This is a genomic window from Cryptosporangium phraense (assembly GCF_006912135.1).
Taxonomy (GTDB): domain Bacteria; phylum Actinomycetota; class Actinomycetes; order Mycobacteriales; family Cryptosporangiaceae; genus Cryptosporangium; species Cryptosporangium phraense.
Map to the genome: position 1 here is coordinate 24,337 of NZ_VIRS01000014.1, position 25,730 is coordinate 50,066.

Annotated in this window: 29 protein-coding genes and 1 tRNA gene; 19 read left to right on the forward strand and 11 right to left on the reverse strand. The window is 67.9% G+C overall.

Translation table 11 applies throughout. The annotated features are described in order from the left end of the window. Positions 1-242 precede the first annotated feature (242 nt). From FL583_RS20025 to FL583_RS20035, 3 genes are all read left to right on the forward strand, one after another. Complete coding sequence (locus tag FL583_RS20025; RefSeq protein WP_142706227.1) at positions 243-1,319, forward strand: LacI family DNA-binding transcriptional regulator; 1,077 nt, start codon at positions 243-245, stop codon at positions 1,317-1,319. Positions 1,320-1,370: 51 nt separating this feature from the next. Continuing rightward, entirely contained in the window at positions 1,371-1,940 is a 570-nt protein-coding gene (locus FL583_RS20030; RefSeq protein ID WP_205752295.1) for a hypothetical protein, read from the forward strand. 43 nt (positions 1,941-1,983) lie between these two features. Next, positions 1,984-2,056: transfer RNA gene (locus tag FL583_RS20035), tRNA-Thr, on the forward strand. A gap of 569 nt (positions 2,057-2,625) precedes the next feature. On the opposite strand, the gene FL583_RS40215 is transcribed toward FL583_RS20035, so the two are convergent. Beyond that, positions 2,626-2,766 (reverse strand): hypothetical protein, encoded by a 141-nt coding sequence (locus FL583_RS40215; protein WP_170323754.1) that lies wholly within the window; start codon positions 2,764-2,766, stop codon positions 2,626-2,628. Between the two features lie 15 nt (positions 2,767-2,781). On the opposite strand from FL583_RS40215, the gene FL583_RS20045 reads away from it, so the two are divergent. Then, complete coding sequence (locus FL583_RS20045; protein ID WP_170323755.1) at positions 2,782-3,075, forward strand: UTRA domain-containing protein; 294 nt, start codon at positions 2,782-2,784, stop codon at positions 3,073-3,075. A gap of 38 nt (positions 3,076-3,113) precedes the next feature. Here the strand turns inward: FL583_RS20045 and FL583_RS20050 are convergent, their stop codons facing one another. Next, complete coding sequence (locus FL583_RS20050; RefSeq protein WP_170323756.1) at positions 3,114-4,103, reverse strand: toll/interleukin-1 receptor domain-containing protein; 990 nt, start codon at positions 4,101-4,103, stop codon at positions 3,114-3,116. 320 nt (positions 4,104-4,423) lie between these two features. On the opposite strand from FL583_RS20050, the gene FL583_RS20055 reads away from it, so the two are divergent. Next, positions 4,424-4,813: a class I SAM-dependent methyltransferase gene (locus FL583_RS20055; RefSeq protein ID WP_142706231.1), complete on the forward strand. Its 390-nt coding sequence runs from the start codon at positions 4,424-4,426 to the stop codon at positions 4,811-4,813. Between the two features lie 264 nt (positions 4,814-5,077). Here the strand turns inward: FL583_RS20055 and FL583_RS20060 are convergent, their stop codons facing one another. Further along, on the reverse strand, positions 5,078-6,061 hold the full coding sequence (locus tag FL583_RS20060; protein WP_142706232.1) for a hypothetical protein: 984 nt from the start codon (positions 6,059-6,061) through the stop codon (positions 5,078-5,080). A 422-nt stretch (positions 6,062-6,483) separates the two neighbouring features. Between FL583_RS20060 and FL583_RS20065 the strand changes: the two genes are divergently transcribed. The 5 genes from FL583_RS20065 (at position 6,484) to FL583_RS20080 (ending at position 9,626) form a co-directional block, all read left to right on the forward strand. Continuing rightward, positions 6,484-6,714 carry a DUF433 domain-containing protein gene (locus tag FL583_RS20065; RefSeq protein ID WP_142706233.1) on the forward strand — a complete coding sequence of 77 codons (231 nt, stop codon included), beginning with the start codon at positions 6,484-6,486 and terminating at the stop codon, positions 6,712-6,714. Beyond that, positions 6,711-6,860, forward strand: coding sequence for a DUF5615 family PIN-like protein (locus FL583_RS40220; RefSeq protein WP_170323757.1), 150 nt, complete (start codon positions 6,711-6,713; stop codon positions 6,858-6,860). Before FL583_RS20065 ends, FL583_RS40220 begins: the two co-directional genes overlap by 4 nt. 422 nt (positions 6,861-7,282) lie before the next feature. Then, positions 7,283-7,717: a MarR family winged helix-turn-helix transcriptional regulator gene (locus tag FL583_RS20070; RefSeq protein WP_142706234.1), complete on the forward strand. Its 435-nt coding sequence runs from the start codon at positions 7,283-7,285 to the stop codon at positions 7,715-7,717. Then, positions 7,714-9,075: an MFS transporter gene (locus tag FL583_RS20075; RefSeq protein WP_142706235.1), complete on the forward strand. Its 1,362-nt coding sequence runs from the start codon at positions 7,714-7,716 to the stop codon at positions 9,073-9,075. The genes FL583_RS20070 and FL583_RS20075 overlap by 4 nt, the downstream gene beginning before the upstream one ends. After that, positions 9,072-9,626 carry a cysteine hydrolase family protein gene (locus tag FL583_RS20080; protein WP_142706236.1) on the forward strand — a complete coding sequence of 185 codons (555 nt, stop codon included), beginning with the start codon at positions 9,072-9,074 and terminating at the stop codon, positions 9,624-9,626. The genes FL583_RS20075 and FL583_RS20080 overlap by 4 nt, the downstream gene beginning before the upstream one ends. On the opposite strand, the gene FL583_RS20085 is transcribed toward FL583_RS20080, so the two are convergent. After that, positions 9,623-10,180 carry a GNAT family N-acetyltransferase gene (locus tag FL583_RS20085; RefSeq protein WP_142706237.1) on the reverse strand — a complete coding sequence of 186 codons (558 nt, stop codon included), beginning with the start codon at positions 10,178-10,180 and terminating at the stop codon, positions 9,623-9,625. The two genes, FL583_RS20080 and FL583_RS20085, sit on opposite strands and share 4 nt — an antisense overlap. Before the next feature lie 6 nt (positions 10,181-10,186). On the opposite strand from FL583_RS20085, the gene FL583_RS20090 reads away from it, so the two are divergent. From FL583_RS20090 to FL583_RS20100, 3 genes are all read left to right on the forward strand, one after another. Beyond that, entirely contained in the window at positions 10,187-11,077 is an 891-nt protein-coding gene (locus FL583_RS20090) for a CATRA system-associated protein (RefSeq protein ID WP_142706238.1), read from the forward strand. Continuing rightward, positions 11,055-12,761: a CATRA conflict system CASPASE/TPR repeat-associated protein gene (locus tag FL583_RS20095; protein WP_142706239.1), complete on the forward strand. Its 1,707-nt coding sequence runs from the start codon at positions 11,055-11,057 to the stop codon at positions 12,759-12,761. The genes FL583_RS20090 and FL583_RS20095 overlap by 23 nt, the downstream gene beginning before the upstream one ends. 74 nt (positions 12,762-12,835) lie before the next feature. Beyond that, positions 12,836-13,069 (forward strand): DUF6343 family protein, encoded by a 234-nt coding sequence (locus tag FL583_RS20100; RefSeq protein ID WP_142706240.1) that lies wholly within the window; start codon positions 12,836-12,838, stop codon positions 13,067-13,069. Here the strand turns inward: FL583_RS20100 and FL583_RS20105 are convergent. Continuing rightward, a complete protein-coding gene (locus FL583_RS20105; protein WP_142706241.1) occupies positions 13,066-14,163 on the reverse strand; it encodes a type I restriction endonuclease in 1,098 nt (365 codons plus the stop codon). The genes FL583_RS20100 and FL583_RS20105 overlap by 4 nt on opposite strands. 314 nt (positions 14,164-14,477) lie before the next feature. Here FL583_RS20105 and FL583_RS20110 point away from each other — a divergent pair, with 314 nt between their 5' ends. Next, positions 14,478-15,875 (forward strand): YopA family protein, encoded by a 1,398-nt coding sequence (locus FL583_RS20110; protein ID WP_142706242.1) that lies wholly within the window; start codon positions 14,478-14,480, stop codon positions 15,873-15,875. A 76-nt stretch (positions 15,876-15,951) separates the two neighbouring features. Here FL583_RS20110 and FL583_RS20115 read toward each other — a convergent pair whose 3' ends face one another. From FL583_RS20115 to FL583_RS20130, 4 genes are read right to left on the reverse strand one after another with little or no spacing between them, the layout of a single operon-like run. Further along, a complete protein-coding gene (locus FL583_RS20115; protein WP_142706243.1) occupies positions 15,952-17,049 on the reverse strand; it encodes a carboxylate-amine ligase in 1,098 nt (365 codons plus the stop codon). Then, the gene (locus tag FL583_RS20120) at positions 17,046-17,966 is read right to left on the reverse strand and encodes a methyltransferase (protein ID WP_142706244.1); all 921 of its coding nucleotides are present in this window, start codon (positions 17,964-17,966) and stop codon (positions 17,046-17,048) included. Before FL583_RS20120 ends, FL583_RS20115 begins: the two co-directional genes overlap by 4 nt. Positions 17,967-17,994: 28 nt before the next feature. Then, the gene (locus tag FL583_RS20125) at positions 17,995-18,252 is read right to left on the reverse strand and encodes a hypothetical protein (protein WP_142706245.1); all 258 of its coding nucleotides are present in this window, start codon (positions 18,250-18,252) and stop codon (positions 17,995-17,997) included. Beyond that, positions 18,249-18,479: a hypothetical protein gene (locus FL583_RS20130; protein WP_142706246.1), complete on the reverse strand. Its 231-nt coding sequence runs from the start codon at positions 18,477-18,479 to the stop codon at positions 18,249-18,251. Before FL583_RS20130 ends, FL583_RS20125 begins: the two co-directional genes overlap by 4 nt. A gap of 399 nt (positions 18,480-18,878) precedes the next feature. On the opposite strand from FL583_RS20130, the gene FL583_RS41010 reads away from it, so the two are divergent. From FL583_RS41010 to FL583_RS20155, 5 genes are all read left to right on the forward strand, one after another. Then, positions 18,879-19,628: an Ltp family lipoprotein gene (locus FL583_RS41010; RefSeq protein ID WP_142706247.1), complete on the forward strand. Its 750-nt coding sequence runs from the start codon at positions 18,879-18,881 to the stop codon at positions 19,626-19,628. 317 nt (positions 19,629-19,945) lie between these two features. Then, the gene (locus tag FL583_RS20140) at positions 19,946-20,788 is read left to right on the forward strand and encodes an alpha/beta fold hydrolase (protein ID WP_142706248.1); all 843 of its coding nucleotides are present in this window, start codon (positions 19,946-19,948) and stop codon (positions 20,786-20,788) included. A gap of 22 nt (positions 20,789-20,810) precedes the next feature. Then, the gene (locus FL583_RS20145) at positions 20,811-21,236 is read left to right on the forward strand and encodes a hypothetical protein (RefSeq protein ID WP_142706249.1); all 426 of its coding nucleotides are present in this window, start codon (positions 20,811-20,813) and stop codon (positions 21,234-21,236) included. 81 nt (positions 21,237-21,317) lie between these two features. After that, positions 21,318-22,457 (forward strand): MBL fold metallo-hydrolase, encoded by a 1,140-nt coding sequence (locus FL583_RS20150; RefSeq protein ID WP_240746749.1) that lies wholly within the window; start codon positions 21,318-21,320, stop codon positions 22,455-22,457. Positions 22,458-22,812: 355 nt separating this feature from the next. Continuing rightward, positions 22,813-23,226: a hypothetical protein gene (locus FL583_RS20155; protein WP_142706250.1), complete on the forward strand. Its 414-nt coding sequence runs from the start codon at positions 22,813-22,815 to the stop codon at positions 23,224-23,226. On the opposite strand, the gene FL583_RS20160 is transcribed toward FL583_RS20155, so the two are convergent. Both FL583_RS20160 and FL583_RS20165 read right to left on the reverse strand, forming a co-directional pair. Continuing rightward, positions 23,223-23,693 carry a pyridoxamine 5'-phosphate oxidase family protein gene (locus FL583_RS20160; RefSeq protein WP_142706251.1) on the reverse strand — a complete coding sequence of 157 codons (471 nt, stop codon included), beginning with the start codon at positions 23,691-23,693 and terminating at the stop codon, positions 23,223-23,225. The two genes, FL583_RS20155 and FL583_RS20160, sit on opposite strands and share 4 nt — an antisense overlap. A 42-nt stretch (positions 23,694-23,735) precedes the next feature. Next, the gene (locus FL583_RS20165) at positions 23,736-25,700 is read right to left on the reverse strand and encodes a GGDEF domain-containing protein (RefSeq protein WP_142706252.1); all 1,965 of its coding nucleotides are present in this window, start codon (positions 25,698-25,700) and stop codon (positions 23,736-23,738) included. Between the last annotated feature and the right edge of the window lie 30 nt (positions 25,701-25,730).

Sequence of the window (25,730 nt, forward strand, 5' to 3'; positions counted from 1 at the left end):
CCGAGTGGTGAGGACGGTGCACAAAGCTCCGCCTCCCGTGCCGGTAAACATATCTCCCGCGTGTCGGGAATGTTGCTTGAACCGGAACTATCGCTGGCGGTGGCCGGTCGGCATCGTTGGGTAATTAACACCACCATGAATCGTTTCAAAATGGCACGGACTGCGCGCCGATGACGTACATCACAAAGCCGCTCTGTTACCGGCGGGTATACGAAGGGCGCTGGATCGGTTAGGGTCCGCCCATGGCTCAGCGTCCGCCCCGTCGGACCGCCACACTTGCGTCGCTGGCGGCGGAACTCGGCGTGTCCCGCACCACCGTCTCCAACGCCTACAACCGTCCCGACCAGCTGTCGCCGCAGCTCCGGCAGCGCGTCCTCGAAGCCGCCAAGCGGCTCGGGTACCCCGGGCCCGACCCGTTGGCGCGCTCGTTGCGCACCCGCCGGGCCGGAGCGATCGGCCTGCTGCTCACCGAGGCGTTGTCGTACGCCTTCCGCGACCCGGCCGCGGTCGAGTTCCTCGAGGGCCTCGCCCGCGAGTGCGAGGACGCCAAGACCGGCCTCCTGCTGGTCCCGGCCGTCCCCGGCGCCGGAACCGACCCGGCCCTGGCGGCGGCCGCCGCCGTCGACGGCTTCATCGTCTACTCCCTCCCGAACGACGACCCGCATTTGGACGCTGCGCTGGCGCGCCCGGTGCCGACGGTGATCGTCGACGAGCCGCTCAATGCCGCCGGCGCGGACTACGTCGGCATCGACGACCGGGCGGCGGCGGCGAAGGCCGGCGCGCACCTGGCCGAGCTCGGCCACCGCCAGATCGGCATCATCTGCAGCCGGATCAGCTCGACCCGCGGTCCGGGCGGCCAGGCGACGCCCGAGCGGCAGCGGTCGTCCCCGTACGACGTCGTTCGCCTGCGTCTGGACGGTCTGTTCGACGGCCTGCAGCTCGACCGGGACGAAGTTCCGGTCTGGGAGTGCTGGGAGAACACGCTCGACTCCGCGGCCGGCGCGGCCAAGGAGATGCTGGACGCGTACCCGTCGCTGACCGCGGTGGCCTGCACGACGGACGTCTTGGCCTTGGGGGCGATCCAGGCGGCCAAGTCTCTGGGCCGTTCCGTTCCTGACGACCTGTCGGTGACCGGCTTCGACGACATCCCCGACGCCGGGGCCAGCGGGCTGACGACCGTGCACCAGTCGCACGCCGAGAAGGGCCGCGCGGCCTGGCGTCTGCTCAGCCGCGACGACCGGGACGAGGTCCCGACCCAGCGCGCCACCATCCCGACGGAGCTGCGGATCCGCCAGACCACGGCCGTACCTTCTCGATAACTGACCGGAGGTCCCTGTTGGAGGGACCATCGGGTCTAGTTGGATGGTCGGGTGCAGCCGGTGCGGACGAACAGCGACCTTTACCTCGCGATGTCCCGAGTGGGGTCCGCCGCGCGCAGACCGCTGGCGGAGTTCCTGCGGGCGTGGTGGTCGACGGGGTACGACTACGCGGACTCGAAGGCGTTGGAGCCGCTGGAGCTCGTGGGCTGGGTGAGAGATGCGTTGGTGGCGCCGGCGCCGCCGTACGAGCGTTACTGGGCCAGGGAGGATCTGGATCTGGAGGCGCTGGACGGGTTCTCGGCCTGGTCCCGGGTGATCAGGGCGCAGGTCTGTGATCTGGAGGAGATGGCGTCGGCCGGGGTGTTGCGCACCCAAGCGAGTTATCTGGGCCTGGACGCGCCCCGGCCGCCGGGTGCCGGGCGGCGGCCGACGCCGCCCCGCTGGTTCAACCTGGACGTGGCCAGTTACCTGGAGTCCGGCGTGATGGCGACGGTCGGCGGGTGGAGGCCGGAGTTCGAGGACGCGGTGGTGGACGTGGAGCCCCCGGAGCCGCTGGAGATCGGGGCGTTCGACTGGTCGGACCTGACGAGGTTCGCCATCGGTGGCCAGACGCACCAGTGAGGGTGCGGGTCGGTGGCGGGCAGCGGTTACGATCTGTGGCATTGCTGGTGTGGCGCAATTGGTAGCGCACCCGACTTGTAATCGGGCGGTTAGGGGTTCAAGTCCCCTCACCAGCTCTCTTCTGACCTCTTGCTTTGCTGGCTCTGTGGGTCGTGTCGGCTGATCGAGTAGCCAAGCGGCGTCGGCGCATCTTCGCGGTTCCCCATGGTGCCTTCTCTGTCGAGGTGGCGGCCTCGCCGAGCATGGTGGGGGAGACCTGCGAGTAGGTGCTGAGTGTCAGGGCGATCTAGGAGTGACGAGCAGCTCCATGACAATGCGGGCCGGGACACCGTGCGCGACAGGCAGCGTCGCCGCGGTGTGCCGCAGGTCGTGGAGCCGGGTCGGACGGACCTTGGCCTTCTCTAGGAGCGCCTCGAATGCCCGCGCGTCGGCGCGATGGTCGATCGGGTGTGCCGCGGAAGCAGACGCCCGGGACGGACATCCAGAGGGACATGACCCAGCGTTCGCGAGCGATGAGACCGACTCGGGCGAGGTCGTTAGCGCGATATCCGTTGATCGTGAATCCTGCCTCCCAGAGGTGATCAGGGGCCGTCACTCGGCGCCGGGCGTCTTCCATTCGGGTCGCTGAGGGATCGTGAGGTCACCGCGGTACCGCTCAGGGATCTCGTACCGGGCAGTCGCTTCGTCAGGGGTTATGCCGTCGAGCGCCGGCCAAGTCGGCGGGTGTGGCGCCGAAATGCAGCGCCCACTGTCCGGCCATCACGGCATTCAGTTCGGCCTCTTCGATGGCCGTGCGATTGACCGCCACGGTAGCCAGGTAGCGCACGCGGATGCCGATCCAGTGCAGCGGGTCACGACGTACATCTCGTGGGAGATCGCCGAGGGGACGCGATTGCTGGTGGAGGAGATCCCGCACCTGCACGGCATCCACGGTGTGCTGGAAGTGCGCGGACAGACGATGACCCGCCTCCGCGAGGAGGTCACCGCCCGCATGCCCCGAGCCGAGGAAGCGCGCTATCTCCAGATCCCGTCCGGAGTTCCGGTACTCGATTCCCTCTACACCAGCGTCGACCAGCACGGAATTGCGTACGTGCTGACCCGCTTCGTCTTGCGCGCCGATCTCGGCGCCCTCTGATACGACGCACCCGTTGAGTAGGTTCGCAATTCGAGGCCTTACTCCGCCGCACTGCCCCAGACGGCTCCGTACGCTAGGCCACGCTGGAGATCCGAGAAGTCCAAGGCGATGCCACCGAATCTGTCAACTTCGACCGCTGGTGCTTCGGATAGCCTGTTACGAATCTCTCGATGTGCCACTCCCCGAATTTCGCGAATTTCGATCGGTAATTGGTTTGTTCGGAACTGAACTCTGAGCCGGAAGACATCACACTCCTTGAGCGGAGAGAATAGGAATTGAGGCGCGAAGCCCCGCCAAGAGGGCATGCTGTACATAAGGCCCAGCGCATGACTTTCGCCGATTCGGATGAGGCGAGTGAGTTTCAACACGACACTGGTTCTAGTTGGAGACTCGGTCGTCTTTCGGATAACTGAACCACCGTAGAGCGTGTCAATATCGATCCCATCGCTCGACTCAACGGGCGTGCTAACGGATAACATCATATACTTCATCTCGTCCGACTCCGCTAGGATGCTGCGATGCTCGATAATCCTCGGGCTTTCGGTATCGAGATGGATCGAAGCGCTCATCCAACGCGTTCTCCACCAGCCCAAGTCGGCAGGTATCGTACCCAAGTTTAGATGATCCAATTTGCGCGAGATTTCCTCTGCAAACTGCTCAGGAGCGATTCCTCGGAGGTCGATCCAGGCTTGATCATCTGAGATTCCTGGAACGGGTGTGTCGTCGAAACGTGCAGCGAGCACACGAGGGCGCGGCGCTTGAAATTCGCCTCGGGATGCTGCGGTCAACTCTGCGATTGTGTGGCTGGACTGGACGTATTCGGCGGACCCAAATACAATTACGACTGCGGCCTGGCTGCCGTAGATTCGGACGAGTTCATCGCTTAGATTCTCGCCCCAAATTTCAGCCAATTGATGACGGTCGAAGAAGCACCGGACCCCTAGTCGACCGAGTTCAGTCGCTACACGTTCGACGTATTCGCGCTGCGCACCTGCATATGAGAGCGCCACCTCCCAGTCGAGACTCATTTTACTATTCCTCTCCGCTACGGACGGTATGGCGGTGGGTTGAGGTTCTATCGCGTCTATAAATTTCAATTCGCACACAACTCTGCTTGGGTCAGTCCCCTTGTCTACCTGCATTCGGCATCCACAAAGCCCCTACGATCTACACATTCCTCCGGCGATTACTTGAGCACTTCGGTTGGGAGTGAACGCGAACTATCTATAGCATCGACGCGTACCGCAAGACTGCTGGCATGAGTTGACCGCAGCCCTACGCAAGCCCCACCCATGCGAGCTTCCAACCCCTAGCATCGCTTTTAGCAGCGACGGACGGGGTGCCGTGCGTGACGTCGACGAGAGCGACTGTCGACCACTACGAACGGTTGGCAGCAAGCCATGACCACAACTGGACGCACAGCGGCGTGTTCCTGGACTGGATGACCAGCCAGATCGTCTCCGCAGCCTCGATCGGTGCGACCGACCGCGTCGCCGACGTCGGTTCCGGTACCGGCTTGTTCGCGAGACACATCGCGGACCAGGTCCACCCTGCCCAGCCGATCCTCTGCGTAGACACGTCGCGGCCGATGCTCACCCAGATACCCACATCGCCCGAGCCCCAGCCCGTAGTGGCGCCCGCCGAAGAGATGGCGGAGTGGGTGACGGCGGGAGGCGGAGCCGGGACCGCCGGCGAACTCGACGTCATCCTCCTCAAGGAGTCGGTCCACACCCGGTAGCGGTACGGGCCGAGGCCTTCGTTCGACAGGCGGGCGCCGGTGGCGACGCTCGTGAGGACCGTGGTCTTGCCGCTGCCGGGGCCGCCGATCACGAGGACGTTCGCGGTTGAGGTCGCGAGGCGGGCGAGCTCTACGTACTCAGCACGAAGACCGGCCTGTCGGCAGAACAGGTGGTTGGTGCCGGCCGCGCCTGACCCAGGTCGTCGTCAGCCGTCGGACGTCCACTCGCGCCCAACGATGATCTTGCAACTGGAAACTCGGAGGTCAGACACCAAGTCGGAAGTCCTCAAGTTTCTGCCGGATGACCATGGCGGGATCCTGGCCGTGCTTCCGATTCTCCAGCATTTGCATTAGATCGTCGTCGTTAAATACCAATATCATTTTGCCGTGTAACATCCACTGTTCACGGCAGGTGTGCATCGCTCCCTTGTCGGCCGAATTTCGTGTCAAAATGAAGGCGAACAGGCCTGTTTTGTGTACCGAGAGATAGTTTGCTATTTGCAGGATATGTTCCTTCTTTACGTAGCCGCAGAAATTCTTTGCATCAACCACCAAAAAGTCGGCCCGATAGTGTTCTCGCATAAACTGCCAAAATCCGGCGGTAGCATAGTTCGGGATCGCGAAATCGCGACGATTGACGCGAGGGATATCCGCACTTTCGGAAATAGGCTTGTTTAGGGGTGGTGTGAACAGGTACTCAAGAACTTCGCCGCAGAATCTCTGGTACAAGGGCCAGTGGTCACGACCACATTTGATGCGGGCCAACCGGCGCTGCATCTCTTCTGCCTGCGAGACTGATCGTGGGGCGGTTTGCTCGGCGCTGAAGAACTCATGTGCGTCGGATAGGAATCCGGCCTTGGCGGCAATCCTGGTGATCTCGTCTTGATCCCAAAGGACTATGTTGGATGCGCGGAGTCGTTGAACGAAGGTGGCCGACAATGATCCTGGAATTGCAAGAACGACCGTTAGTGGGGTCTCTGCCGCGCCATCCTCTTCGAGTGCCGATCGATATTTATCCAGCCTCCAAATAAGCTCACGGATTCGCCTGTCGGTCTGAGGGGTGCTCCCTCGGACCTCGACGAGAGTAAGTGTTCCGGCTCGCTCGAAGGCGATATCTACCCTCATTCGGAGCGGTTTTGGAAGTCGGACTTCAGAGGCTAGTTCGACATCGAAAGCCCGAGGAATGATCTTCTGAAGCAACTGCGTCAGTTGCAGCTCTGAGTACCGCGGCGCCGGCTCCTCTGGCATACGTGTCCATCCTGTTTAGATCGGAACTCGACCCTATTGCATCGGTCGGACTCTGCGCACGAGTAGTGTGCCAGCGGAGCGCAGTCGGGGGCTCGGTCAGCTCTGCGCCGACAGCACCTGCCTCGTTCAGGTTCGCCACATACGGGACCGGTCCCTAGGCCGGCGGCCGTTCTGTCACACGGAGGTCACGCCAACCCTGCAACGGCTCCGGACGTCGACGGACAGCCTCGGTCGCTGCAACCCCTCTGGCCAGCCCCGCGCCGGATGACAGAGGTCGACGCCGGACGGCAAAGTACGCGTCACACCGCACTTGTAATCGGGCGGTTAGGGGATCAAGCCCCCTCACCAGATCTGGTCTGACCAGGGCCTTCTGCGTTGCGCGCAGTACGTCTCCGTGGCGGCGGTTGGCTTAGAATCACTTCATGGCCCTCGACAGGATCACTGCGGAGCCCGGCAAGCTCGAGGGTCGGCCTTGTATCCGGGGTCTACGGATGTCGGTCCAGTCGGTTGTCCGGCTTGTTGCCGCCGGTTGGGCGTTCGACGAGATCCTGGCGAACTACCCGGACCTCGAACACGAGGACATCAGGCAGGCTCTTGAGTGCGCGGCTGCTGCGACTGACGCGCACGTGCTCTCGCTTCGAGAGCCGGCGTGAAGTTTCTGATCGACGAGAACCTTTCGTCGCAGCTCGCCGAATTTCTCCTGAAGTCGGGCCATGATGCTGTGCACGCTCGCGACCTGGACGCGGCGGGAGCCTCCGACGCCGACGTGATGACCCTGGCCGCTGTTAGTGACGCGTGATTGTCTCCGCGGATCGGGATTTTGGCGCCTTGCTCGCGTATGGCCGCGCCACGGAACCCGTCAGTGATCCTTATTCGAGCGCTCATCGGTCGACGCCCATCTGAACTGGCCGCGATTCTGATCGCGAACCTCAACGAAGTCGCGGCAGACCTTGAACATGGCGCCGTCGTGGCATTCACCAAGACTGAGATCCGGGTGCGTCGGCTCCCGTTGCGGTGACGCCGTAGCCAACACGTCGGACGACGCCGCGCGCCCACAGACAGTGACCCGCGCGGCCCTGGATCGTGAGCGTGTGATCGCGGAGGTCGAATCGCGCCCAGGCGAGGCAGCAGACTCCGCTTCGGCGTAGGGCGGCAGCACATCTGGGCGCATCGCACAAGCGCAGATAGACAGCCTGAACTAATCAGCCTAGGCTGACTAACGTGCCAAACCGCGAAGAGGCAGCAGCCACCGCCCAGCGGCTCCGGATCGTCTTCGGGCGGCTCCGCCGCCGACTCCAAGACGCCTCCGCGGTCAGCGGCCTCAGCGCCCCCCAAGCCTCCGCCCTGGCGCGCCTCGCTCTCAACGAACCGGCCTCCGCGAGCCAACTCGCCGGCGCCGAGCGCGTCCGTCCGCAGTCGATGGCCAAGACCATCGCCGCGCTGCACGACCTCGGCCTCATCCGCCGCGAGGCGGACCCCGACGACGGCCGCCAGAAGTGGATCTACCTCACCGACGAAGGCCGCGCCGCCGCCCAGGGGGCCCGCAGCCACCGCGAGGAGTGGCTCACCGATGCGATCGCCCAGCGCTTCACCGACGACGAGCGCCACCTGATCGACCAGGCCCTCACCCTGCTGGAAAGGGTCGTCGACCAATGACGCTCCGAGAGAGACTCCGCCCGACCAACACCGGCTTCGACCGCAAACTCATCGCCCCACTCGTCGCCGGCGCCGTCCTCAACCCCATCAACTCCACGATCATCTCGGTCGCGCTCATCCCGATCGGAGTAGCGCTCGGCGAACCACCCAGGGCAACCGCCTGGCTCATCTCGTCGCTCTACCTCGCGACCGCCGTCGGGCAGCCCGTCGTCGGCCGGCTGATCGACGTCTACGGGCCGCGTCGACTGTTCCTCCCGGCGACCGCCCTCGTCGGGCTGGCCGGCGTCATCGGCGCGCTCGCGCCGAACCTCGGCGTGCTGATCGCGGCCCGGGTCATCCTGGGGTTCGGCACCTGCGCCGGCTACCCCGCCGCGATGCGCCTGATCCGCGACGAGGCCGACCGCACCGGCCAGGGCAGCCCGGCCGGGATCCTGACGATCCTGGCCATCTCGACCCAGACCATCGCGGTCATCGGGCCCCCGCTCGGCGGCCTGCTGATCGGTCTCGGCGGATGGCGCACCACGCTCGCGATCAACGTCCCGATCGCCGCGGCCGCGTTCCTCCTCGGCCAGAGACGCTTCCCGAAAGACACCCGGAGCAACGGCAGACCCAACCTCGACTACACCGGCATCGTGCTCTTCGCGACCACCCTCGTCGCCCTGCTCCTGTTCCTGATGAACCCCCGCCCCACCAACGCCTACCTCCTCGCCATCGCCGCGGCCGCCGCCACCGGTTTCGCGGTCCGCGAACTCCGCCACCCCGACCCGTTCATCGACCTCCGCGTCCTCGGCGGCAACGTCCCGCTCCTGCTCACCTACGGACGCGCCCTGCTGGCGTACATCGTCGGCTACAGCTTCCTGTTCGGGTTCACGCAGTGGCTCGAGGAAGGTCGCGGCCTCGCCGCCGGCCACGCGGGCCTCGTCCTGCTGCCGATGTTCGCGACGGCCATCGTCGTCTCGGCCGTCACCGGACGCCGGGAGGAGCTCCGCGGAAAGCTGATCGTCGCGTCGGCCGCGCAGGTCCTGGCCTGCGCCTTGCTGCTCACGCTGCACCCGCACAGCCCGATCTGGCTGGTCGTCGGGATCGTGCTGATCTTCGGCCTCCCGCAGGGCCTCAACAGCATCGCGCTGCAGAACGCGGTCTACCGCCAGGCCAACCCGGCCGACATCGGCGCGTCCGCCGGCCTGCTCCGCACGTTCGGCTACCTCGGCGCGATCACGTCCTCGGCCGCGCTCGGCGGCTTCTACGGAGCGCGCGCCGACACGGTCGGCCTGCACCACCTCGCGGTGTTCCTGGTCGCGACCGGCGCCGCGTACCTCCTCGTCAACGTCTTCGACCGATCCCTGAGGAAGCGATGAACCGCACCGCGCTGCTCGTCATGGACTACCAGGTCGGCCTGCTGCACCGCGTCGCCGATCCTGGCGGGCTCCTGGCCCGCGTCAACTCCGCTGTCGCGGAGACCCGTCGCCACGGCGGCCACGTCGGTTGGGTCCGCGTCGCGTTCACCGACGACGATTTCGACGCGATCCCGCCGACCAGCGTCATGGCCCGCAACGGGCGCCGCCCCGAGTTCCACGTCGACGCCCCGACGACCCGGATCGACCCCACCCTCGATCAGCAGCCCCACGACATCGCCGTCCGCAAGACCCGCGTCGGCGCCTTCACCACGACCGACCTCGATCACCAGCTCCGGGCCCGCGGCGTCACGAGGCTGGTGCTCGCCGGCATCAGCACCAGCGGTGTCGTGCTCAGCACCGTCCGCGAGGCGATGGACCGCGACTACGAGATCGTCGTCCTCAGCGACGCCTGCGCCGACCCCGACCCGGACACCCACGCGTTCCTCACCGAGAAACTCTTCCCGAGGTCCGCGACCGTGACCGATTCCCTCCCGCCGTCCCGACCGGCCTAGTCGTCCGTCAGGACGGCGATCTCGGACGCGGTCAGATCCCGGTCTGCGTACAGCAACCGAATCGCGCGCGGGTCGGGATTTCCGGCATCCGGGCCGCGCCAGACCGGGCGCAGCCCGGCGCGCTCGGTCGCGCGCTGGGAGCGCAGATTCCCCTCCAGCAGGTACGCGGTCATCGGCAGGTCCGGCCGCAGCTCGGCCGCGGCCGCAACCGCCTCGCGGACGATCTCCTGCGCCAGCCCCCGCCCCCAGAAGGCCGGCCGCAGCCGATACCCCAGGTTCCAGGCGACGTCGTACCGGACGAAACACCCACCGATGCCGACGAGCTCACCACCGGGCGTGCGCGCGACCCACATCCCCAACCCGTCGTGCGCCCACCCCGACCGCCACCGGACCACCATCCCGAGCGTCTGCTCCACGGACCCGTGCCGGGCCAGCGGATCGGCCGCCCACACCTGCGGATCGGCGTACAGCTCGTACAGGTCCGGGACGTCGGACTCGCCGGGCACGGTCAGCGCCAGCCGCGCGGTCGAGACCACCCGGAAGCTTGTCACCATGGCCCCATGACCTACCAGGTGCGCCGGATCGAGCCGAACGACTTCCGGGAGCTCAAGCGTCTGCGGCTCGAGGCGCTGAAGAACTCCCCGCTGGCGTTCGTCGAACAGTACGACGACGCGGTCGTGCTGCCGGACAGCGCCTGGCGCGACCGCGCGTCCACGCAGATCGGGTTCGCCGCCGTCGCCGGCGGCCGGTTCGTCGGCATGGCCGGTGTCTTCCGCGAGGCGGAGGTCATCCACCACGTGTCCGCGATGCTCGTCGGCGTCTACGTGACGCCGGCGTTCCGCGGAGGTGCCTACGGCACCGCGCAGGCGGTGACGGCCGCGGCCGTCACCTTCGCGTTCGAACACCTGCATGCGGACGTCGTCCGGCTGTTCGTTCTCGACCTCAACGAACGGGCCAAGGCGTTCTACCGGCGAGCCGGCTTCACCGAGACCGGCCACACGATCCGCTATCCCCCGGACCCGGCCTACCTCGAACGGGAGATGGCGCTCACCGAGCGCATGCCCCCCGAACAGCCGTCGTCTCATCTAGAGCCTCAGAGCGACTCTCTGGCTACAGTGCGCTCCATGGAGCAAGTGGACGAAGAAACGATCGACGACGCGCTCGACGTTCTCGAATACCTGAGCGAGTGGCGGCTCGCACCCCAGCGCTGGGAGAGCGTCCAGGCCATCCTGGACCGCATGGACATCGCGCTCCGGACCGCCGACGGGCCGGCCCTCCGGCGCGCGGTCGCCGAGCTCGAGCTCAGCGGGCCGGTCCGCGCCAACCGGATCGGCACCGCCGAGATCATCACCGCGCCCTCGCGAATCGTGGACCGGCAGAACACCCTGGTTCACGTCCTGACCGTCAACAAAGGACGGAAAAACGGCGATGCAGAACCGCTTTCTTCCTGAGCAGGAGCTCGTCGCCCACCTCTACGCCCCGCTCGACGGCCCCCACGCCGACACGGCCTACCAGCAGATCAGCGCGATCTGGAAGCGGTGCCGATCCGAGCTGAACATGACGCTCTCCATCCCCGGCACCGACCTGCCGACCGACTTACCGGAGAAGTTCACCCGCGAAGGCAGCGCCCTCGCCGGTCTGCAGGACCGCGTCGCCGACTACCAGGCGATCGTCCGGCACGAGCACGAGGTGCTCAACCTGTCCCTGGTCTTCGCCACGCCGGTCGCCGACCACGACCGCAAACCCCGGATCGGGGCGGCCGCGCCGCTGGGCTGGCGTGAATACGCCCGCTGGTGGCGGCAACTGACCGCGAACGGCCTCGACGCACTGCTCGGCTCGGTCGTGATTTTCCAGGCCAAGCGTCCGGAGGAGAGCACCGACTACGTCAGCTGGGGCGCCGACGCCGGCGCGGTGCTGCCGCCCGGCCCGACCGACGAACCCGGCTGGCGTCAACGCCCCACCAACGCCGGCGAGTTCGCGCTCTGGGAGGTCGCTCCGGCCGACGACGACGGCGGCGACCGCCGGCTCGTCGTGCTCGCCGAGCCCGGCCGGGACCGCCAGCTGTCCGACTTCACCTGGAGCTCCGGTGACGTCCGGCTCCCGCCGCTGGCCCGCTACCTGATGCACGCGGCGAAGCTCCGGTTCCACTCCCGCGTCCGCGGTGACGGCAGCGCCCTGACCGACCTGCGCCGCCGCGTCGAAACGCGCGTCGGCCGCTTGACCGACGGCCTCAGCCGTCCCGACGCGGATCTCCGCGACGAGGCCGCGGACCTCGTCCGCGACGAGGCGATCCTCCGTGCGACGCAGGCCGAGCTCCGGAACATGCGCCGCTCGGTCGAGATCGCCGAGGACAACATGCGCAACGCGATCGACGACCTGCTGCCCTCGGACGCCCGGCTCGTCCGCTGGCTGAAACCGCAACTGGGCGACGACATCGAGTTCGTCAACATCGCCCGCGAGCAGGCGGAGGGCCTGCGCGGGCTGATCCGGGACGCGGGCCTGCTCGACCGCCGCGCCGAGCCACCCGCCGACTATTCGGTACTGACCCCGCCCGAGCCGACGACCCACCAATTGTCGGACCGCGTCGAGCAGCGCATGGGCTTCGGCATCGACGTCGTCGGCTACAGCACCCGGCCGACGCCCCGTCAGGTCGAGATCCAGCGGCGCATCGCCACGCTGGTGGAGCAGGTCGTCAGCGACCTCGGCGTCCCGCTCGGCGCCACCGACCGGCAGGACGCCGGCGACGGCATGATGGTCGTCCTGCCGGCCGGAATCGAGGTCCCGACGGCTCTACCCCGCTTACTGCTCGGCTGGCGGTCCCGCCTGGCCGCCGACAACGACCAGCACGAGGACCGGCTGCGGATGCGGCTCGCGGTGTCGATGGGTGGCTTCTCCCGGGCGGCGATCGGCTACGCCGGAGGAACGATCATCGAGATCGGACGTCTCCTCGACAGCGACGAGCTGCGCAGTGCGCTGGCCGAGGACGAGAGCCTGGAGCTGGCCGCGCTGCTCTCCGACCCGCTGTATCAGCAGGTCGTGGGCGAGCGCTTCGACGGTCTTCAGCCGGAGGAATTCGAGCACGCCGAGATCCAGAAGAAGCAGTACCGCCGTGCGGCCTGGCTCTGGCGCGGCTGAGCGTCGTTTCCTCTGGACGTCACCCGCGGGTCGGAGACGCGAATGAGGTCGCGGTTGCGGGGTAGGCCGGGTCCATGCCTCTTGATGCGCAGCCTCCGGGCCGGCGGGGCACCGTCGGTCATCCGTATAGTCCGCTGACTTTGCGCCTCGTTCTGGCCGGGTTCGGCCTCGTAGCGTCGGTGATTGGTGCTGCGGTGTTGTTCGGCATCGGCCAGGCGGTGCCGGCGTGGGTGTTGGTGGCGCTGGCCGTCGTAGCGCTGATCGACCTGGCCGTGATCCAGACCCGCCGCCGAGCCCGCCGCACCTAGTCGAGATAGCTGCGCACGGTCTGGCGAATCGCTTCGGCGTGCTCGTAGATGCCGTCTAGCGAGTCTACCGGATGCTTGGTCTCGATCTTGTCCGCGTCGAACAAGCCGAGGTACTTCTGCTTCTTGGCGTTGAACCACAGGCGGGCGATCGGCTTGCGGTTGTTGTCATCGAGCAGAATCGCGAAGTAGGACTTCGCGTCGCGATTCACGATCCGGTCCGGCTTCACCTCACTGCAGGCGATCGCCTTGACGATCTGGTATCCCTCGAGTTCTTCGAGCGTGGTCGTGATCTCGGTGTCGCGATCGATGTCGCGCTCGGCGACCGGCTGGCTAGTAACGACATCGCTCGGCGTCGACGTCCCGACCGGAGCTGAATACGACGCGCCAAGGGCTGTCTTCAGCCGATCATTGACCTGCTCGTTGAGGAACTGCTTCGACGCTTTCGCAACCAGGGCCGTGAACTGGGTGCGCGCCTTCTGGGTGAAGCTGCCCTCGTAGACGCGCGTGGTGAACAGCCGGACGAAGTCCTCGTCCGGCTCCCGGAACTGCGCCGCGATGGCGCGTTTGATCGCGCCGACGTACTTCAGTTCCTCCGCCGCGCTGATGACGGATTCCAAGTCGAAGACGTCCTTCGTGAGCTTGCGCAGCTCGGGCAGGAGCGTCTCGTCGATGTCGAGGAGGTCGAGCACCAGGAACGGTCGGTCGTCCATCTTGTTGGGCGCGTCGAGATCCGTGTAGAAGTTGTAGACCTGTCCGTTGGTGAGCACGGCGATGCGCGCGTTCGTCACGGAGAAGTACCGGAACAGCTGAGACGCGTTCTCGATGCGGAGCGCCCCGGTCGACTTCTTGCACTCGATGAGGATCTGGACCTCGCCGTCGCGCATGATCGCGTAGTCGACCTTCTCGCCACGCTTCGTGCCGACGTCGGCCGTGAATTCGGGGACGACTTCGAGCGGGTCGAAGACGTCGTAGCCGAGGATCGTCGAAATGAACGGCATCACGAAGGCGTTCTTCGTCGCTTCCTCGGTCTGGATCGCTCCGCGCTGGTTCTCGACCTTCGTCGCCAGCGCGGCGAGACGTTCTTCGAACTCCACTGTTCCGCCCGCCCCCAACCGTCAGTGAGACCATCCGCGGTCCAGTCACCGTAGGGGAGGCTGCTCGTCAAGCGGCTCCCCCATTGAGCCCTCATTTGATGGACGTTTCCTCTACCACGAGTCTGAGCAGAGCTCTCCTGCCCCCAGTTTCATTGGGCCCAGAGGCGATTAGTGGCCATCGGCCCTGGGGGCGCTGGGTCAGACGCTGGCCGGTCTCTGATCGAAAGCAGCGCAACTCGGCAGATCTCGGTTCCGCTGGGCCGCATCAAAATGTAATCTGCGTAGTTCCGTCCAGCCTCGCAGAGGGATGACTAATGCGCACGCATAGCATCGACGATCCGGCTCTCCCCTTGGATTTCCCGTACGCGTTCAATCAACCGGGCGAGCCAATCCGGCTATATACCGGTTCGATCGCGGGGTTTGATTCGTCGGAAATGAACGGCCGTGTCTTCTTGCATACGGTGGGTACGGCTAGCCTGCGTTGGGAGATGGATGTTCCTGATGACTACTTCTCCGGGAGTCTCGACGAGGCAACGCTTTCATTGGCGGAAAAAGGTCTCGCAAGCAATATTTTGAGCTTTCGACGACAGCCGGATTCTGGATGGATCAACAGCGCGGAGATCGGGTCCTCTCAGTCCACTGTGCGGAGCGTGATTGTGGGCTGGCTCAACGTGCCTAGTCTCCCGGGATGGAACTATTTGATTGCGGCCGATGGTCGCAGATGGCCGGGCCGAATCTCTTTCGTGGTCGGGGAATGGGAGATCGCGATCGACCAGCGACCTGATCATCGCGAGGCTTTTCGGAACCTCGACGATCAGCATTACTACCTACTGACTCATGTCATGGAGATTCGTCGGTCCAGCGGCTGCGTTTTCGAAATTGCTGCAGCTGAAAACATCATCGAGGCGCTCAGGATTACGCTCTCCTTCATGCTGGGGCGCTGGGTCTCGCCTGCCCTCGCGATCGCGTACGATCTTGACGGGAAGCTCGGATGGGAATCCTGGAAGTCGCCCATCTGTGATCCGGCCCGCAGGATCGGGTTGGAATGCGTATCGCTGAGTAATCGCACCGAATTCATGGACCTTCTGGTCCGCTCGACCTCGGCCGTCGCTGACGAAGTGCGCCAAGGAGTGAGCAGGTTCAGGATGCAGGCCTCCGTGACGGCCGCGCAGACAAGCTTCGTGGAGCAGCGAATATTGGCGGCTTTCCCGGCGCTGGAGAACATCGCATGGGAGTTTCTGACCCTCTCAGGAGGAGGCGGCGGCCGAAAGACCGCCTCCTCGAGGAGGCAGTACGGGAGCGGAGCCAATCGACTGCGAGAGACTCTGCGACTAGCGGGAATTCCTCTTGGTGTCAACGCTTCTGCGCTTCCTGCCCTGAGTCGATTCGCGGCAGACCAGGGACTTCCTGATGGCCCCGCTGCCCTCGTGAAAGTTCGAAACGAACTCGTTCACCCCAAAGAGTTGAATAGCCGTATCTATGGTTGTGAGGGGCTGATGCGGGATTCATGGATGCTGTCTCGACACTACCTCGCGCTGCTGATCATGTTCTCGACAGGATTCGGTGGCTCCTTTGTCAATCATTTGACGGCGACTTGGGTCGGAGAAGAGGAGCCGGTGCCCTGGTCGATCGCTGAACGGCTCGACAGCACTTTCATCGAATGCCGCGGATCTGATCGGAACGGCGTGTCCGAGATTGGCGGTCTCAGCTAGGGCCGCTTCGACCGGACGCGTGCGACGCTATTGGCCCTTCGCGACCACGGGCTGGCGACGCGCTGCTCTTCCGGCGCTAGCGCGTTCCCTGAGCCCGGCCTAGCTCGGCGGACGACAGGACCGCCGCTATCGAGCCCGTTCGGGACAGAATCGCGCGTTGGCGGTCGGCTCCGTTTCCCTCTCGGCGCACCCGACTCAGCTCACTCCCCACCTCGTCCAGGTCACCGCTCCTCAACAAAGCAGGCGTCACCCGTTCCCACAGCTCCTCCACCAACTCCCACGCCGGCCTGGCCCGTCCGGACCTCGGATCCAGCAGCGTGCCCGCCAACCCCACCCGGGCCGCGTTCCAATGCGCCGCCTCCAACACATGATCGGCAACCGGGTCGTCCGTGTCGTGCACCGTCGACAGCGCGGTCGCCACCAGCGCCCGCACCAGGCCGGCGACCAGCACCGCGTCGCCCACCGTCGCGCACACGTCAGCGATCCGGATCTCCACCGTCGGGTACCGCTCCGACGGGCGCGCGTGCCACAGCACCAGCCCCGGATCGAGCATCACCCCGGACTCGACCAGCGACGCCACCGCCTCGTCGTACTCCTTCTCCGACACCACGTGCGGGGTCGGGCCCACGCCCGGCCAGCGGTCGAGCTGCACCCCTCGCCAGCTCGCGTACCCGGTGTCCACCCCCGAATGCAGCGGCGAATTGGCGGCCAGCGCTTGGATCACCGGCAACCACGGACGAACCCGTCGGCAGACGTCCACCGCGGCACCTCGGGACGGCACACCGACGTGCACGTGACATCCGCAGACGGCCGGATCGCGGGCGATCGGGCCGTAGTGCTGCACGATCCCGCGATAGCGGGAATCCTCGGTCGGGGTGCGGTCGGCCTCGCCGACCGGCGTGGCTCCGACCGCCACGGCCCGGGCCCCGGCCGCCGCCGCGGCCGTCGCGGTGGCGGTCCGCAGCGTGGCCACCTCGGCGCGGACGGCCGCCAGCTCGACGGCCGGCGACGTCACCATCTCGACCATGCACGGCCGGAACTCGGCCCGGTTGTGCGACCGGAGCTCGGCCGGCAGCCCCGTGTAGACCTCGCCCGCCCTCGGCACGTTCTCGCCCGTCGAACGATCGACGAGGAGATACTCCTCCTCGACCCCGACCGTGAGCCCGGTGCTCACGCCGGGCGTGCCGCGGTCAGCAGCACGACGGCGATCCGCTCCGCGTCCGCGTACGCATCATCGTCGAGTTCCTCGCCGTAGACGTCCGGATCGACCTCACGGTACGTCCAGACGAGGTCCGTGCCGCTCAGGCGCTCCGCGGCGGCGGCGCGGAGCGAGTCGTGACCGTCGACGATGCCGACGCCGCTGAACAGGACCAACGTTCCACCGGGCGCCAACCGAGACGCGGCCGCACCGATGATCTCGAGCGTCAGGCCGTGGCCGCCGGGGCCGCCGCCGTCCCGATACGTCCGACCCGCGGGGTCGATCATGAACGGCGGGTTGGACACGATCAGGTCGAACGACCCGTCGACGTCGTCCAGCAGGTCGCTGCGGCACGGCTCGACGGCGACGCCGGCCTGGAGAGCGTTGACCGACGCGTAGCGGAGCGCGGTGTCGTTGATGTCGACGGCCAGCACCTGGGCGCCGGGAGCACGCTTGGCGACGACGATCGCGCCGGCGCCGGTACCGCAGCCGATGTCGACCGCGCGCCGGATCGGCGTCGAACACGTCCGGACGGACGCGATCGCGGCGTCGGCCATGCGGTAGGTGTCGGGGCCGAAGAACACCGCGTCGGGCGCCTGCGTCGGGAACGCCGAGTGGACGAACAGCTCGTCGTCGTACGTGGAGAAACGCACGAGGCTGCGCAGGCTGTCACCCGACCGGGCCAGCGCACCGGCGCGGTCGAGCAGGTCGACGACGTCCGCGGGGAGCGTGCCCGGGCGGAACGGGCGGCTCCAGCCCAGCGCGTCACGCAGGTCGCGCGCCCAGGCGTTCGACGGACGGCGGTTGACCCGAGCGTGCGTCGTCGGGGTCACGGTGGTGAACGTGTACCCGAGTTCCTTGAGCGTGTCACCGAGCTCGAGCAGGGCGGTCATGGGCAGGCTCTGCCCGCCTACGACCGATTCATTCCTGGGCCGGTGGGGCAGGGGCCGGTGGGGCAGGGGCCGGCGGCGGAGGGGGCGGCGGCGGGTGCTGGGCGCCGTTCGCCGGCCGGGCGAGATCACCGCTGAGCGTGTCGAGGAGCTGTTCGGCCACCCGTTCGGCGGCGAGCTTGGACTCGTCGGTCAGCGTTGGCCGGGCACCGCTGACCTCCATCTGCTGCGCGACCATCGCGACCACGTCACCGGCGGTCAGCGTGAGTTCCGGCGGGTCGGTGGTCATGCCGGGGCCCGCAGGTCGTCGGGGATCTCGCCACGCTCGGACGCGGCCACCACCTCGGACGCCCAGCGCGCGCGGCTGCACGGCCAGGCCGGAGCCGCCGTCCAGTGTCCGGCGTTGCCGCAGACGGCCTCGTGCTGGTAGCGCTCGATCGGCTTGTGAAGTTCGAGCAACCGGTACGCGGTTGCGACGTCCTCGGGCGTCAGTGGTCGGTGCCAAACCAGCCCCATGGTTTCCCCTCCCTGGGAGTCGTTCCCTGCCCGGACAGGGACGTACCGCTGCCCCCTACCCTGCGATCTTCGATCCAATCCCGAATGGGAGACCAAGTTTTCGCAATTCCCATCGTAGGCGTTTCGGGTCGCAACGATGTCTTTCATACGTCTTTCGTTCGTTCAACGGACAGCGTTTTCGGACTGGCAGCGGTCTATGGGGTTCGTCGCCCAGCGAATCGATTGGGTTGCCTATCTGTTCGAGTTCGCGTGACCCCCGAACGGGGGTTATCCGATCGGCGGCGACCCTCGACCAACGGACGTGAGCAGGTAGCCGCCAGGATCGACCGTCCACACCGGCCGGACGCACAGCGAACACACTGGCCGCACACAGGAACCGCCGGACCTAACGTTCCGGAAATGCAGCCGCCACAGGACCCGAACAATCCCAACAACGGCAACCCGCCCCCGTACGGTCAGCCTCAGCAGCCCGGATGGGGCCCCGGCCCACAGCAGCCCTACGGCGACCCGTCCCAGGGCTACCCGCCGCAGCCCGGCTACGGGCAGCAGCCTCCTTACGGCCAGCCCGCCTACGGGCCGCCCGGCGGCTATCCGCCGCCGGGCGGCTTTCCGCCGCCGAGGAAGAACGCCTCCGCTGGGAAGGTCATCGGCATCATCGCCGCGATCCTCGTCGGACTGTGTGTCGTCGGCGGCATCATCAACGCCATCGGCGGCGGGGACGACACCGACACGGCGACGACCGGGTCGAGCACAAGTGCTGAGGTAGCGGCGCCGGCCGGCGAGAAGACTGGCGCGTCCGAGCCGAGTAGCCCGAAAGCGGCGCCCACCAGGAAGGAGACCGCGGAGCAGCGCAATGCCGTCCGGGCCGCCAAGCAGTACCTCGAATTCCAGCCGTTCTCCCGCAAGGGCCTGATCCGTCAGCTGTCGTCGGACGCCGGCTCCGGTTTCACCGAGGAAGCCGCGACCTATGCGGTGGACTCGCTGCACATCGATTACAACGAGCAGGCCTACAAGGCCGCCAAGAGCTACCTCGAGATCAACCCGTTCAGCCGACAGGGCCTGATCGAGCAGTTGGAGTCCGACGCCGGCTCCGGGTTCACCCATGCCCAGGCTGTGTATGGGGCAGACAAGGCGCTGAAGGAGTCGTAGGCCGGCATGCGGCGCAAGGTACACCGCCCCGCAGGCCGCCGTGTCGACACAGATGGTGGTGTCGGGAGGCCTGCGCTATCACCGCTGGCAACCCGTCGGCTCGGGTCTCGGCGGTCATCGACGCGATCCCGCTCTTCGGATCCCCGATCAAGCTGTGGGCCGACCGACCTGACGCAGGCCATTGCGGGCCGAGGCCGTCGCGTCGCTGCAGGTCAGATCCGGAAGAACCCCGCCTGACAGCGGTCTATCAGCGTCCTGACAGGTGCGATCCGCAAACTCATCTTCAAGCGGCCGAACGGGCGAATGGAGCGCCACCGATGGGCACAGCAACGTCTTCCACCGTCCGGTCCGCGGACGGCACCCCGATAGGCGTCCTCAGCGCCGGACGAGGGCCGGGGCTCGTCGTCGTTCCCGGCAACAACCGCCGGGCCCACCACTACGACGGGCTCGTCCGCGCGCTCGAGGACGAGTACACGGTGCACGTCGTCGACCGGCGCGGACGCGGAGCCAGCGGCCCGCAGGGCCCGCACTACAGCATCGAGGCCGAGGCCTCGGACGTCTTCGCGGTCATGCGCGAGACCGGCTCCGACCTGATCTTCGGCCACAGCCACGGCGGCCTGGTCGCACTCCACCTGGCGCTCTGGCGGCCGGTCGACGCGCTGGTCGTCTACGAGCCCGCGGTGAGCATCGGCGGCTCGTTCGACGTCGAGTGGTTACCGGCCTTCCAGCGGCACCTCGCGCTCGGCCAGCACGGCGCGGCGATGGCGACGTTCCTCAAGGGCACCCGGCTGGTCCCGATCGGCGACGCCCCGTACTTCGTCTACCGCGCGCTCGCGCACCTGCTGCTCCGGGGCGCCGACGGGGCCGAGACCCGGGCGATGATGCCGACCACGCCGGCCGAGATCGCCGAGATCGCCCGCCTGGATTCCGACGGACGCCGGTACGCGAGCATTCAGTCGCCGACGCTGCTCCTCGGCGGCGGGCGCACCCCCGACTACCTCACCACCGCGCTGCGCCGGCTCGACCAGCTGCTACCCGACAGCGAGTGCCACCTGCACCCCGACCTCGACCACAACGCCCCCGACCTCAGCGCTCCGGCCGCGGTGGCGGCCGAGATCAGCGGTTTCGTCACCCGCCGGGCGGCGGTCGTCGCCGGTTGAGGCCCGCACTAGGCTGCCACCCATGGTCCTACGGCAGCTCGCGGTGCTGATCGCCGGGCTGCTGGTCCTCACCGGGTGCTCGGTTTTCCGGTCGCCCCCCTCGACCGAGACGCACATCGTCACGTTCGAGGTGGAGACCGTCGACGCCTCGACCGTCGACATCAAGGCCGACTACTCGATGGTCCCGCTGGCCGACAAGAAGTCCACCCAGTACGGCTCGTCCTGGGACGTGGAACTGACGTTCCACTACCCGGACGTCTACCGGCTGGTGCTGTTCGGTGAGCCGCGGCAGCGGACCTACCGCTACCTCCGGCCGACGGTCGACGACCCCGAGGTCCGCTGCCGGATCAAGATCGACGGCGTGCTCGTCGCCGAGTACACCGGCAAGTCGGCGCTCTGCGTCCACACGATGACCGAGGGACGGCAGAAGCGGCTCACCACGGCCTGATGTGACGTACGTCGCTGCTGGTATCACGGCACCGGGTGACGACTCTTGTTCGTTGTGAAGGTCGTGGAAAGGGGAGTTGCTGTGGTGGACAACGTCGTGGCGGAGCGCGGAACCGGCGGCCGGTCGTTATTCACCGCGCTCGCGCTGACCGGCATCGCCGCGTCCGTCGCCTGGGCCGTGCGTGACATCCCGTCCGCGATCGGTGGCCGGCCGGCCGGTACGCGGCTCGAGCGCATGCGTCAGTCGCCCCGCTTCCGGGACGGGGCCTTCCAGAACGAGTCGCCCGCGTCGATCGCGCCCGCCGGGCGCGGGATGCTCGGCGAGTTCCTCTTCGGCCGGCAGCGGCGCAAGCCCACCCGGCCCGTCCCGGTCGTCAGCCCCACGCTCGACGAACTGGCGGCTCCGGCGTCGGAGGGCCTACGTGCGACGTGGCTCGGCCACGCGACCGTGCTGCTCGAGATCGAGAGCCGCCGCGTGCTGTTCGACCCGGTCTGGAGCGAGCGCTGCTCGCCGTCGTCGCTGGCCGGCCCACGCCGGCTGCACCCGGTCCCGCTCGACCTGGGCGCGCTCCCTGCGGTCGACGCGGTCGTCATCTCCCACGACCACTACGACCATCTGGACGAGACGAGCATCCGGACGCTGGCCCGCTTGCAGGATGCGCCGTTCCTCGTGCCGCTCGGGGTGGGGGCCCATCTGGAGCGCTGGGGAGTCCCGGCGTCCCGGATCGTCGAGCTCGACTGGGACGAGACCGCGACGGTCGCCGGCCTGGGCTTCACCGCCACCGCGGCCCGGCACTTCTCCGGCCGGCTCCGCTCCGACAACGCGACGCTCTGGGCGTCCTGGGTCGTGGCCGGCGCCGAACGCAAGGTCTTCTACACCGGCGACTCGGGCTACTTCGAGGGCTACACGACGATCGGCGCCGCCCACGGCCCGTTCGACCTGACGCTGATCCAGATCGGCGCCTACGCACCGTATTGGCCCGATATCCACATGACGCCCGAGGAGGGCGTCGCCGCGCACGTCGCGGTGAACGGCGGACTGCTGATCCCGGTGCACTGGGGGACGTTCAACCTCGCGCTGCACGACTGGTCGGAACCGGTCGAGCGGCTGCTGACCGAGGCCGCCGAGTGCGGTGTTCGCGTCGCGGTACCGCGCCCCGGGCAGGCCATCGACGTCGACGCCGCTCCGGCGCCCGACGGGTGGTGGCGGTCGGTTGCCTGACCACTCGATTTCTCGCTAGTTCTCGCCTGATCCCGCCCCGCCCCGCGCCACCCCTCCCGGCGCGGGGCGGTGCTATGTCGGCCGTCCGGGGGCAGGCCCCCAGAGCCCCGGCCCCCAGCTGGTGGTCACCGTTCACGGCGCGCCGACCGTTCGGTTCGACCCCGTCCGCAAGGGCGGTGCGGACCCTGACCGGACGGAGGATTCGGCGGGGCAGCGCCCGTCGCGCTGACTACTTAGCGTAACTAATTGAAATCAGAATGATCTGGGGGAGGTGGGCACCGTGCCGAAGGGATCGCATCGGGACCGACGACGCCGTCGGTCGTCGTGGCGAGCGGGGTGGGACGCTGCGGGGGCAGTGGGGCGCTGGGCCGTGATCGTCGGTGGGGTAGCGGGGTTGGTGGTGTGCGCGGTCGGGTTACCGCTGGCCGCCGCGCCCCGGGCGACGACCGGCACGACGACCGACGGCGCCGCCGCGGACTGCGTGGCCGAGGCCGTCGCCGCGTACCGGGTCCGCATCGTCTGCGGGATCACCGACCTGGCGCGCGACGGCGACTCGGTCTACGTGGGCTGGCGGACGACGAGCGGCCGGGTGCGCTCGATCTACGACCGGGAAGGCGCCGGGCAGACGATCTCGGTGACCGGATACGCCCCGACCGCGCGCGTGGGGCCGCCGCACCGGGTGCTCTGGAAGGTGTGCCGCGACCGGCAGGCGCCGCTGCCCGACGCCTGCTCGGAGTGGCGCACCGTCTGGGCCGAGCCGGCCGCCTAAGTGCGTTCGGTGCGCTGGACCGGGCGGCCGGGGCGCCAGAGCTCGACGATCATGACCTTGCGTTCCTGGTCGACCGAGGTCAGCACCGCTTCGCGCAGATCGACGCGGAACAGGTGGAACGGCTCCGGGGGGTGCCGGTCGTCGACGTAGGTGCCGAGGTCACCCTGGTCGACCACTTCCACCGCTGAGCCGGCGACCTTCGCGTCGCCGCCGTCCATCGAGCCGTCGCCCGGGTTGGCGTGAATCGCCACCCGGGCGTCGCGCTGCAGGTCGAGCGCCTTGCGGGCCTGCCACATCGACCCGAACGTCAGGTCGGGCCCGTAGAACTCGACCTCCGTGCCGCTGACCCGGGGCGAACCATCCGCCCGGAGCGTCGCCATCACGTGGTGCTTCGTGGCCGTGAACCGTGCCTTGATCGCCTCCGCCAACGCCGGTGCCTCGACGGAGAACTGTTCCCAACTCGCCATGCCCGACAGTCTCGCCGGAAACCCTGACAGTTCCCGGCAGGGTTACAGCGCCGGGGCCAAGGTGATCGACGCGGCGACCTCGTCCGCGGCGGCGGCGTCGAACGACACCGTCCGGTCGTCGGCCCGGGACGCCGGCGGCAGGTCCGCCGCCCGGGCCTCGATCCAGGCCAGGCACGTCGTGACGATCTGCCGGCCCAGCGGCTGACCGTCGAGGGCCTCGAGCAGCATCAGCGTGCCCGGGTCGTCGGCGGTGACCGGCTTGCGGGCGGTGCGGTCGGTCTGCGAGAGCACCGGCGAGTTCAGCGCCGCCACCCGGCCGGCCGCCTCGACCAGGCGCACCTCGGCCTCGTCCAGGCCCAGCCGGGCTCCGACCTCGCGGCAGAGCTCGGCCACGCCCGATCCCATCGGCGGCTCCTGTTCGAGTGCCGGAGCGATCGTCGAGGCCAGCGCGACGCGGTTCCGGCCGGTCGCCTTCGCGTGGTACATCGCCCGGTCGGCGTCGCGGATCAGGATCTCGTCGTCGACCAGGCCGATCGCGCAGGCCACACCCAGCGAACCGGTCACCTGGATCGGCTCGGAGTCCGGGATCTCGACCGGACGGCCGGCCAGCGCCGACCGGAGCCGTTCGGCCAGGATCGACGCCCCGGCCTCGTCGGTGTCGGGCAGCAGCCAGACGAACTCCTCGCCGCCGAAGCGGGCGACGACGTCGGCGTCCCGGGTGATGCCCTTCAGCCGGGCCGCCGCCTGCACCAGCGCGGCGTCGCCGGCGTGGTGGCCGCGCTCGTCGTTGATCCGCTTGAAGTGGTCGAGGTCGAGCACGACCAGGCTGAGCGGACGCCCGCTGCGGCGGGCCCGGGCCACCTCGTTGCGCATCGTGTCGTCGAAGAACCGGCGGTTGTACAGGCCGGTCAGCGGGTCGGTCACCGCGAGCCGCTCCTGCTCGCGCAGCGCCCGGCCGAGCTGACGGGCCAGGTCGGTGCGGTCGCGGGTCACCAGGTACTGACGCACCATCAGCCCGCCGAGGACGACCGCGCCCACGGTCAGCGAGAGGTAGCTCCCGCTGAACGCGTGCTCGAGCGTGCCCAGGCCGAGCACCGAGAGGCCGGCGGCCATCAGCGGGACGGCGGTCAGGTCCCGGCCGATGGCCAGGCGGACGGCGTCCGGCTCGTCGTGGCGCAGGGCGACCAGGCCGCCGAGCGCGAGCAGGACCGCGGCCAGCTGGTACCCGGAGTCGAGCCAGCTCCCGTCGCCGTAGGTGCCGTGCACCCGGCCGTAGAGGTAGAGGCAGTCGGTGAGCGCGTACACCAGGTACGACCAGCCGGCCAGCCGCACCGAGACCGGCAGCCGACGGTGCCCGGAGAGGCCGAGCGTCAGCAGGCAGCCCAGCACGACCAGGTCGGAGAGCGGGTAGAGCGCGGTGACGACCCGAGCCAGGCCGTCGACGTCCTCGATCACCGGGGCCACCAGGACGCGCCAGCCCAGCGCGCCGAGCCCGAGCAGGACCAGCGAGACGTCGAGCGCGACCCGGCCGCGGCGCGACCGGTGCCCCTGGCCGAACCCGATGACGAAGGCCGGGATCACGATCAGGTACTGGGCCAGGAACAGCCCATCGGCGGCCGACGGGTAGGCGACGTCCGGGCCCTCGATCTCGACGTACGCGAGCCAGAACACCTCGCCGGCCAGCCAGCACAGGTAAGAGATCGCGAGCAGAGCCCAGGTGCGGCCGGTCCGGGTCCGGGCCCGGCGGCGGAACGCGGCGATCACCGCAGTGCCCGTGGCGAGCCCGATCGGGACCAGGAACAGCACGTTGACCGCCAGCCGGGTGGCCGAGCCGGTGTCACCGGCCAGCCAGTTCAGCAGCGCGAACGCCGCCACCCAGTACAGACCGCCGATCGCGGCGAACCGTACGACCGCATCACTGCGGACGAGACGGCAGACCGCGATGCTCCGACTGCTCTCGTCCGGGTCGGTCGAGGCGCCCGCCAGCTCTGCAGCGAACCTCTCCACGAGTTATCACCCGTTCCCGCGATCCGGGGC

Coding starts and splice junctions, on each gene's coding strand:
- FL583_RS20025 (WP_142706227.1), top strand. CDS start 243: ATGGCTCAGCGTCCGCCCCGTCGGACCGCCACACTTGCGTCGCTGGCG.
- FL583_RS20050 (WP_170323756.1), bottom strand. CDS start 4,103: ATGAGTCTCGACTGGGAGGTGGCGCTCTCATATGCAGGTGCGCAGCGC.
- FL583_RS20060 (WP_142706232.1), bottom strand. CDS start 6,061: ATGCCAGAGGAGCCGGCGCCGCGGTACTCAGAGCTGCAACTGACGCAG.
- FL583_RS20065 (WP_142706233.1), top strand. CDS start 6,484: ATGGCCCTCGACAGGATCACTGCGGAGCCCGGCAAGCTCGAGGGTCGG.
- FL583_RS20075 (WP_142706235.1), top strand. CDS start 7,714: ATGACGCTCCGAGAGAGACTCCGCCCGACCAACACCGGCTTCGACCGC.
- FL583_RS20080 (WP_142706236.1), top strand. CDS start 9,072: ATGAACCGCACCGCGCTGCTCGTCATGGACTACCAGGTCGGCCTGCTG.
- FL583_RS20085 (WP_142706237.1), bottom strand. CDS start 10,180: ATGGTGACAAGCTTCCGGGTGGTCTCGACCGCGCGGCTGGCGCTGACC.
- FL583_RS20090 (WP_142706238.1), top strand. CDS start 10,187: ATGACCTACCAGGTGCGCCGGATCGAGCCGAACGACTTCCGGGAGCTC.
- FL583_RS20095 (WP_142706239.1), top strand. CDS start 11,055: ATGCAGAACCGCTTTCTTCCTGAGCAGGAGCTCGTCGCCCACCTCTAC.
- FL583_RS20100 (WP_142706240.1), top strand. CDS start 12,836: ATGCCTCTTGATGCGCAGCCTCCGGGCCGGCGGGGCACCGTCGGTCAT.
- FL583_RS20110 (WP_142706242.1), top strand. CDS start 14,478: ATGCGCACGCATAGCATCGACGATCCGGCTCTCCCCTTGGATTTCCCG.
- FL583_RS20120 (WP_142706244.1), bottom strand. CDS start 17,966: ATGACCGCCCTGCTCGAGCTCGGTGACACGCTCAAGGAACTCGGGTAC.
- FL583_RS20125 (WP_142706245.1), bottom strand. CDS start 18,252: ATGACCACCGACCCGCCGGAACTCACGCTGACCGCCGGTGACGTGGTC.
- FL583_RS20130 (WP_142706246.1), bottom strand. CDS start 18,479: ATGGGGCTGGTTTGGCACCGACCACTGACGCCCGAGGACGTCGCAACC.
- FL583_RS41010 (WP_142706247.1), top strand. CDS start 18,879: ATGCAGCCGCCACAGGACCCGAACAATCCCAACAACGGCAACCCGCCC.
- FL583_RS20140 (WP_142706248.1), top strand. CDS start 19,946: ATGGGCACAGCAACGTCTTCCACCGTCCGGTCCGCGGACGGCACCCCG.
- FL583_RS20145 (WP_142706249.1), top strand. CDS start 20,811: ATGGTCCTACGGCAGCTCGCGGTGCTGATCGCCGGGCTGCTGGTCCTC.
- FL583_RS20160 (WP_142706251.1), bottom strand. CDS start 23,693: ATGGCGAGTTGGGAACAGTTCTCCGTCGAGGCACCGGCGTTGGCGGAG.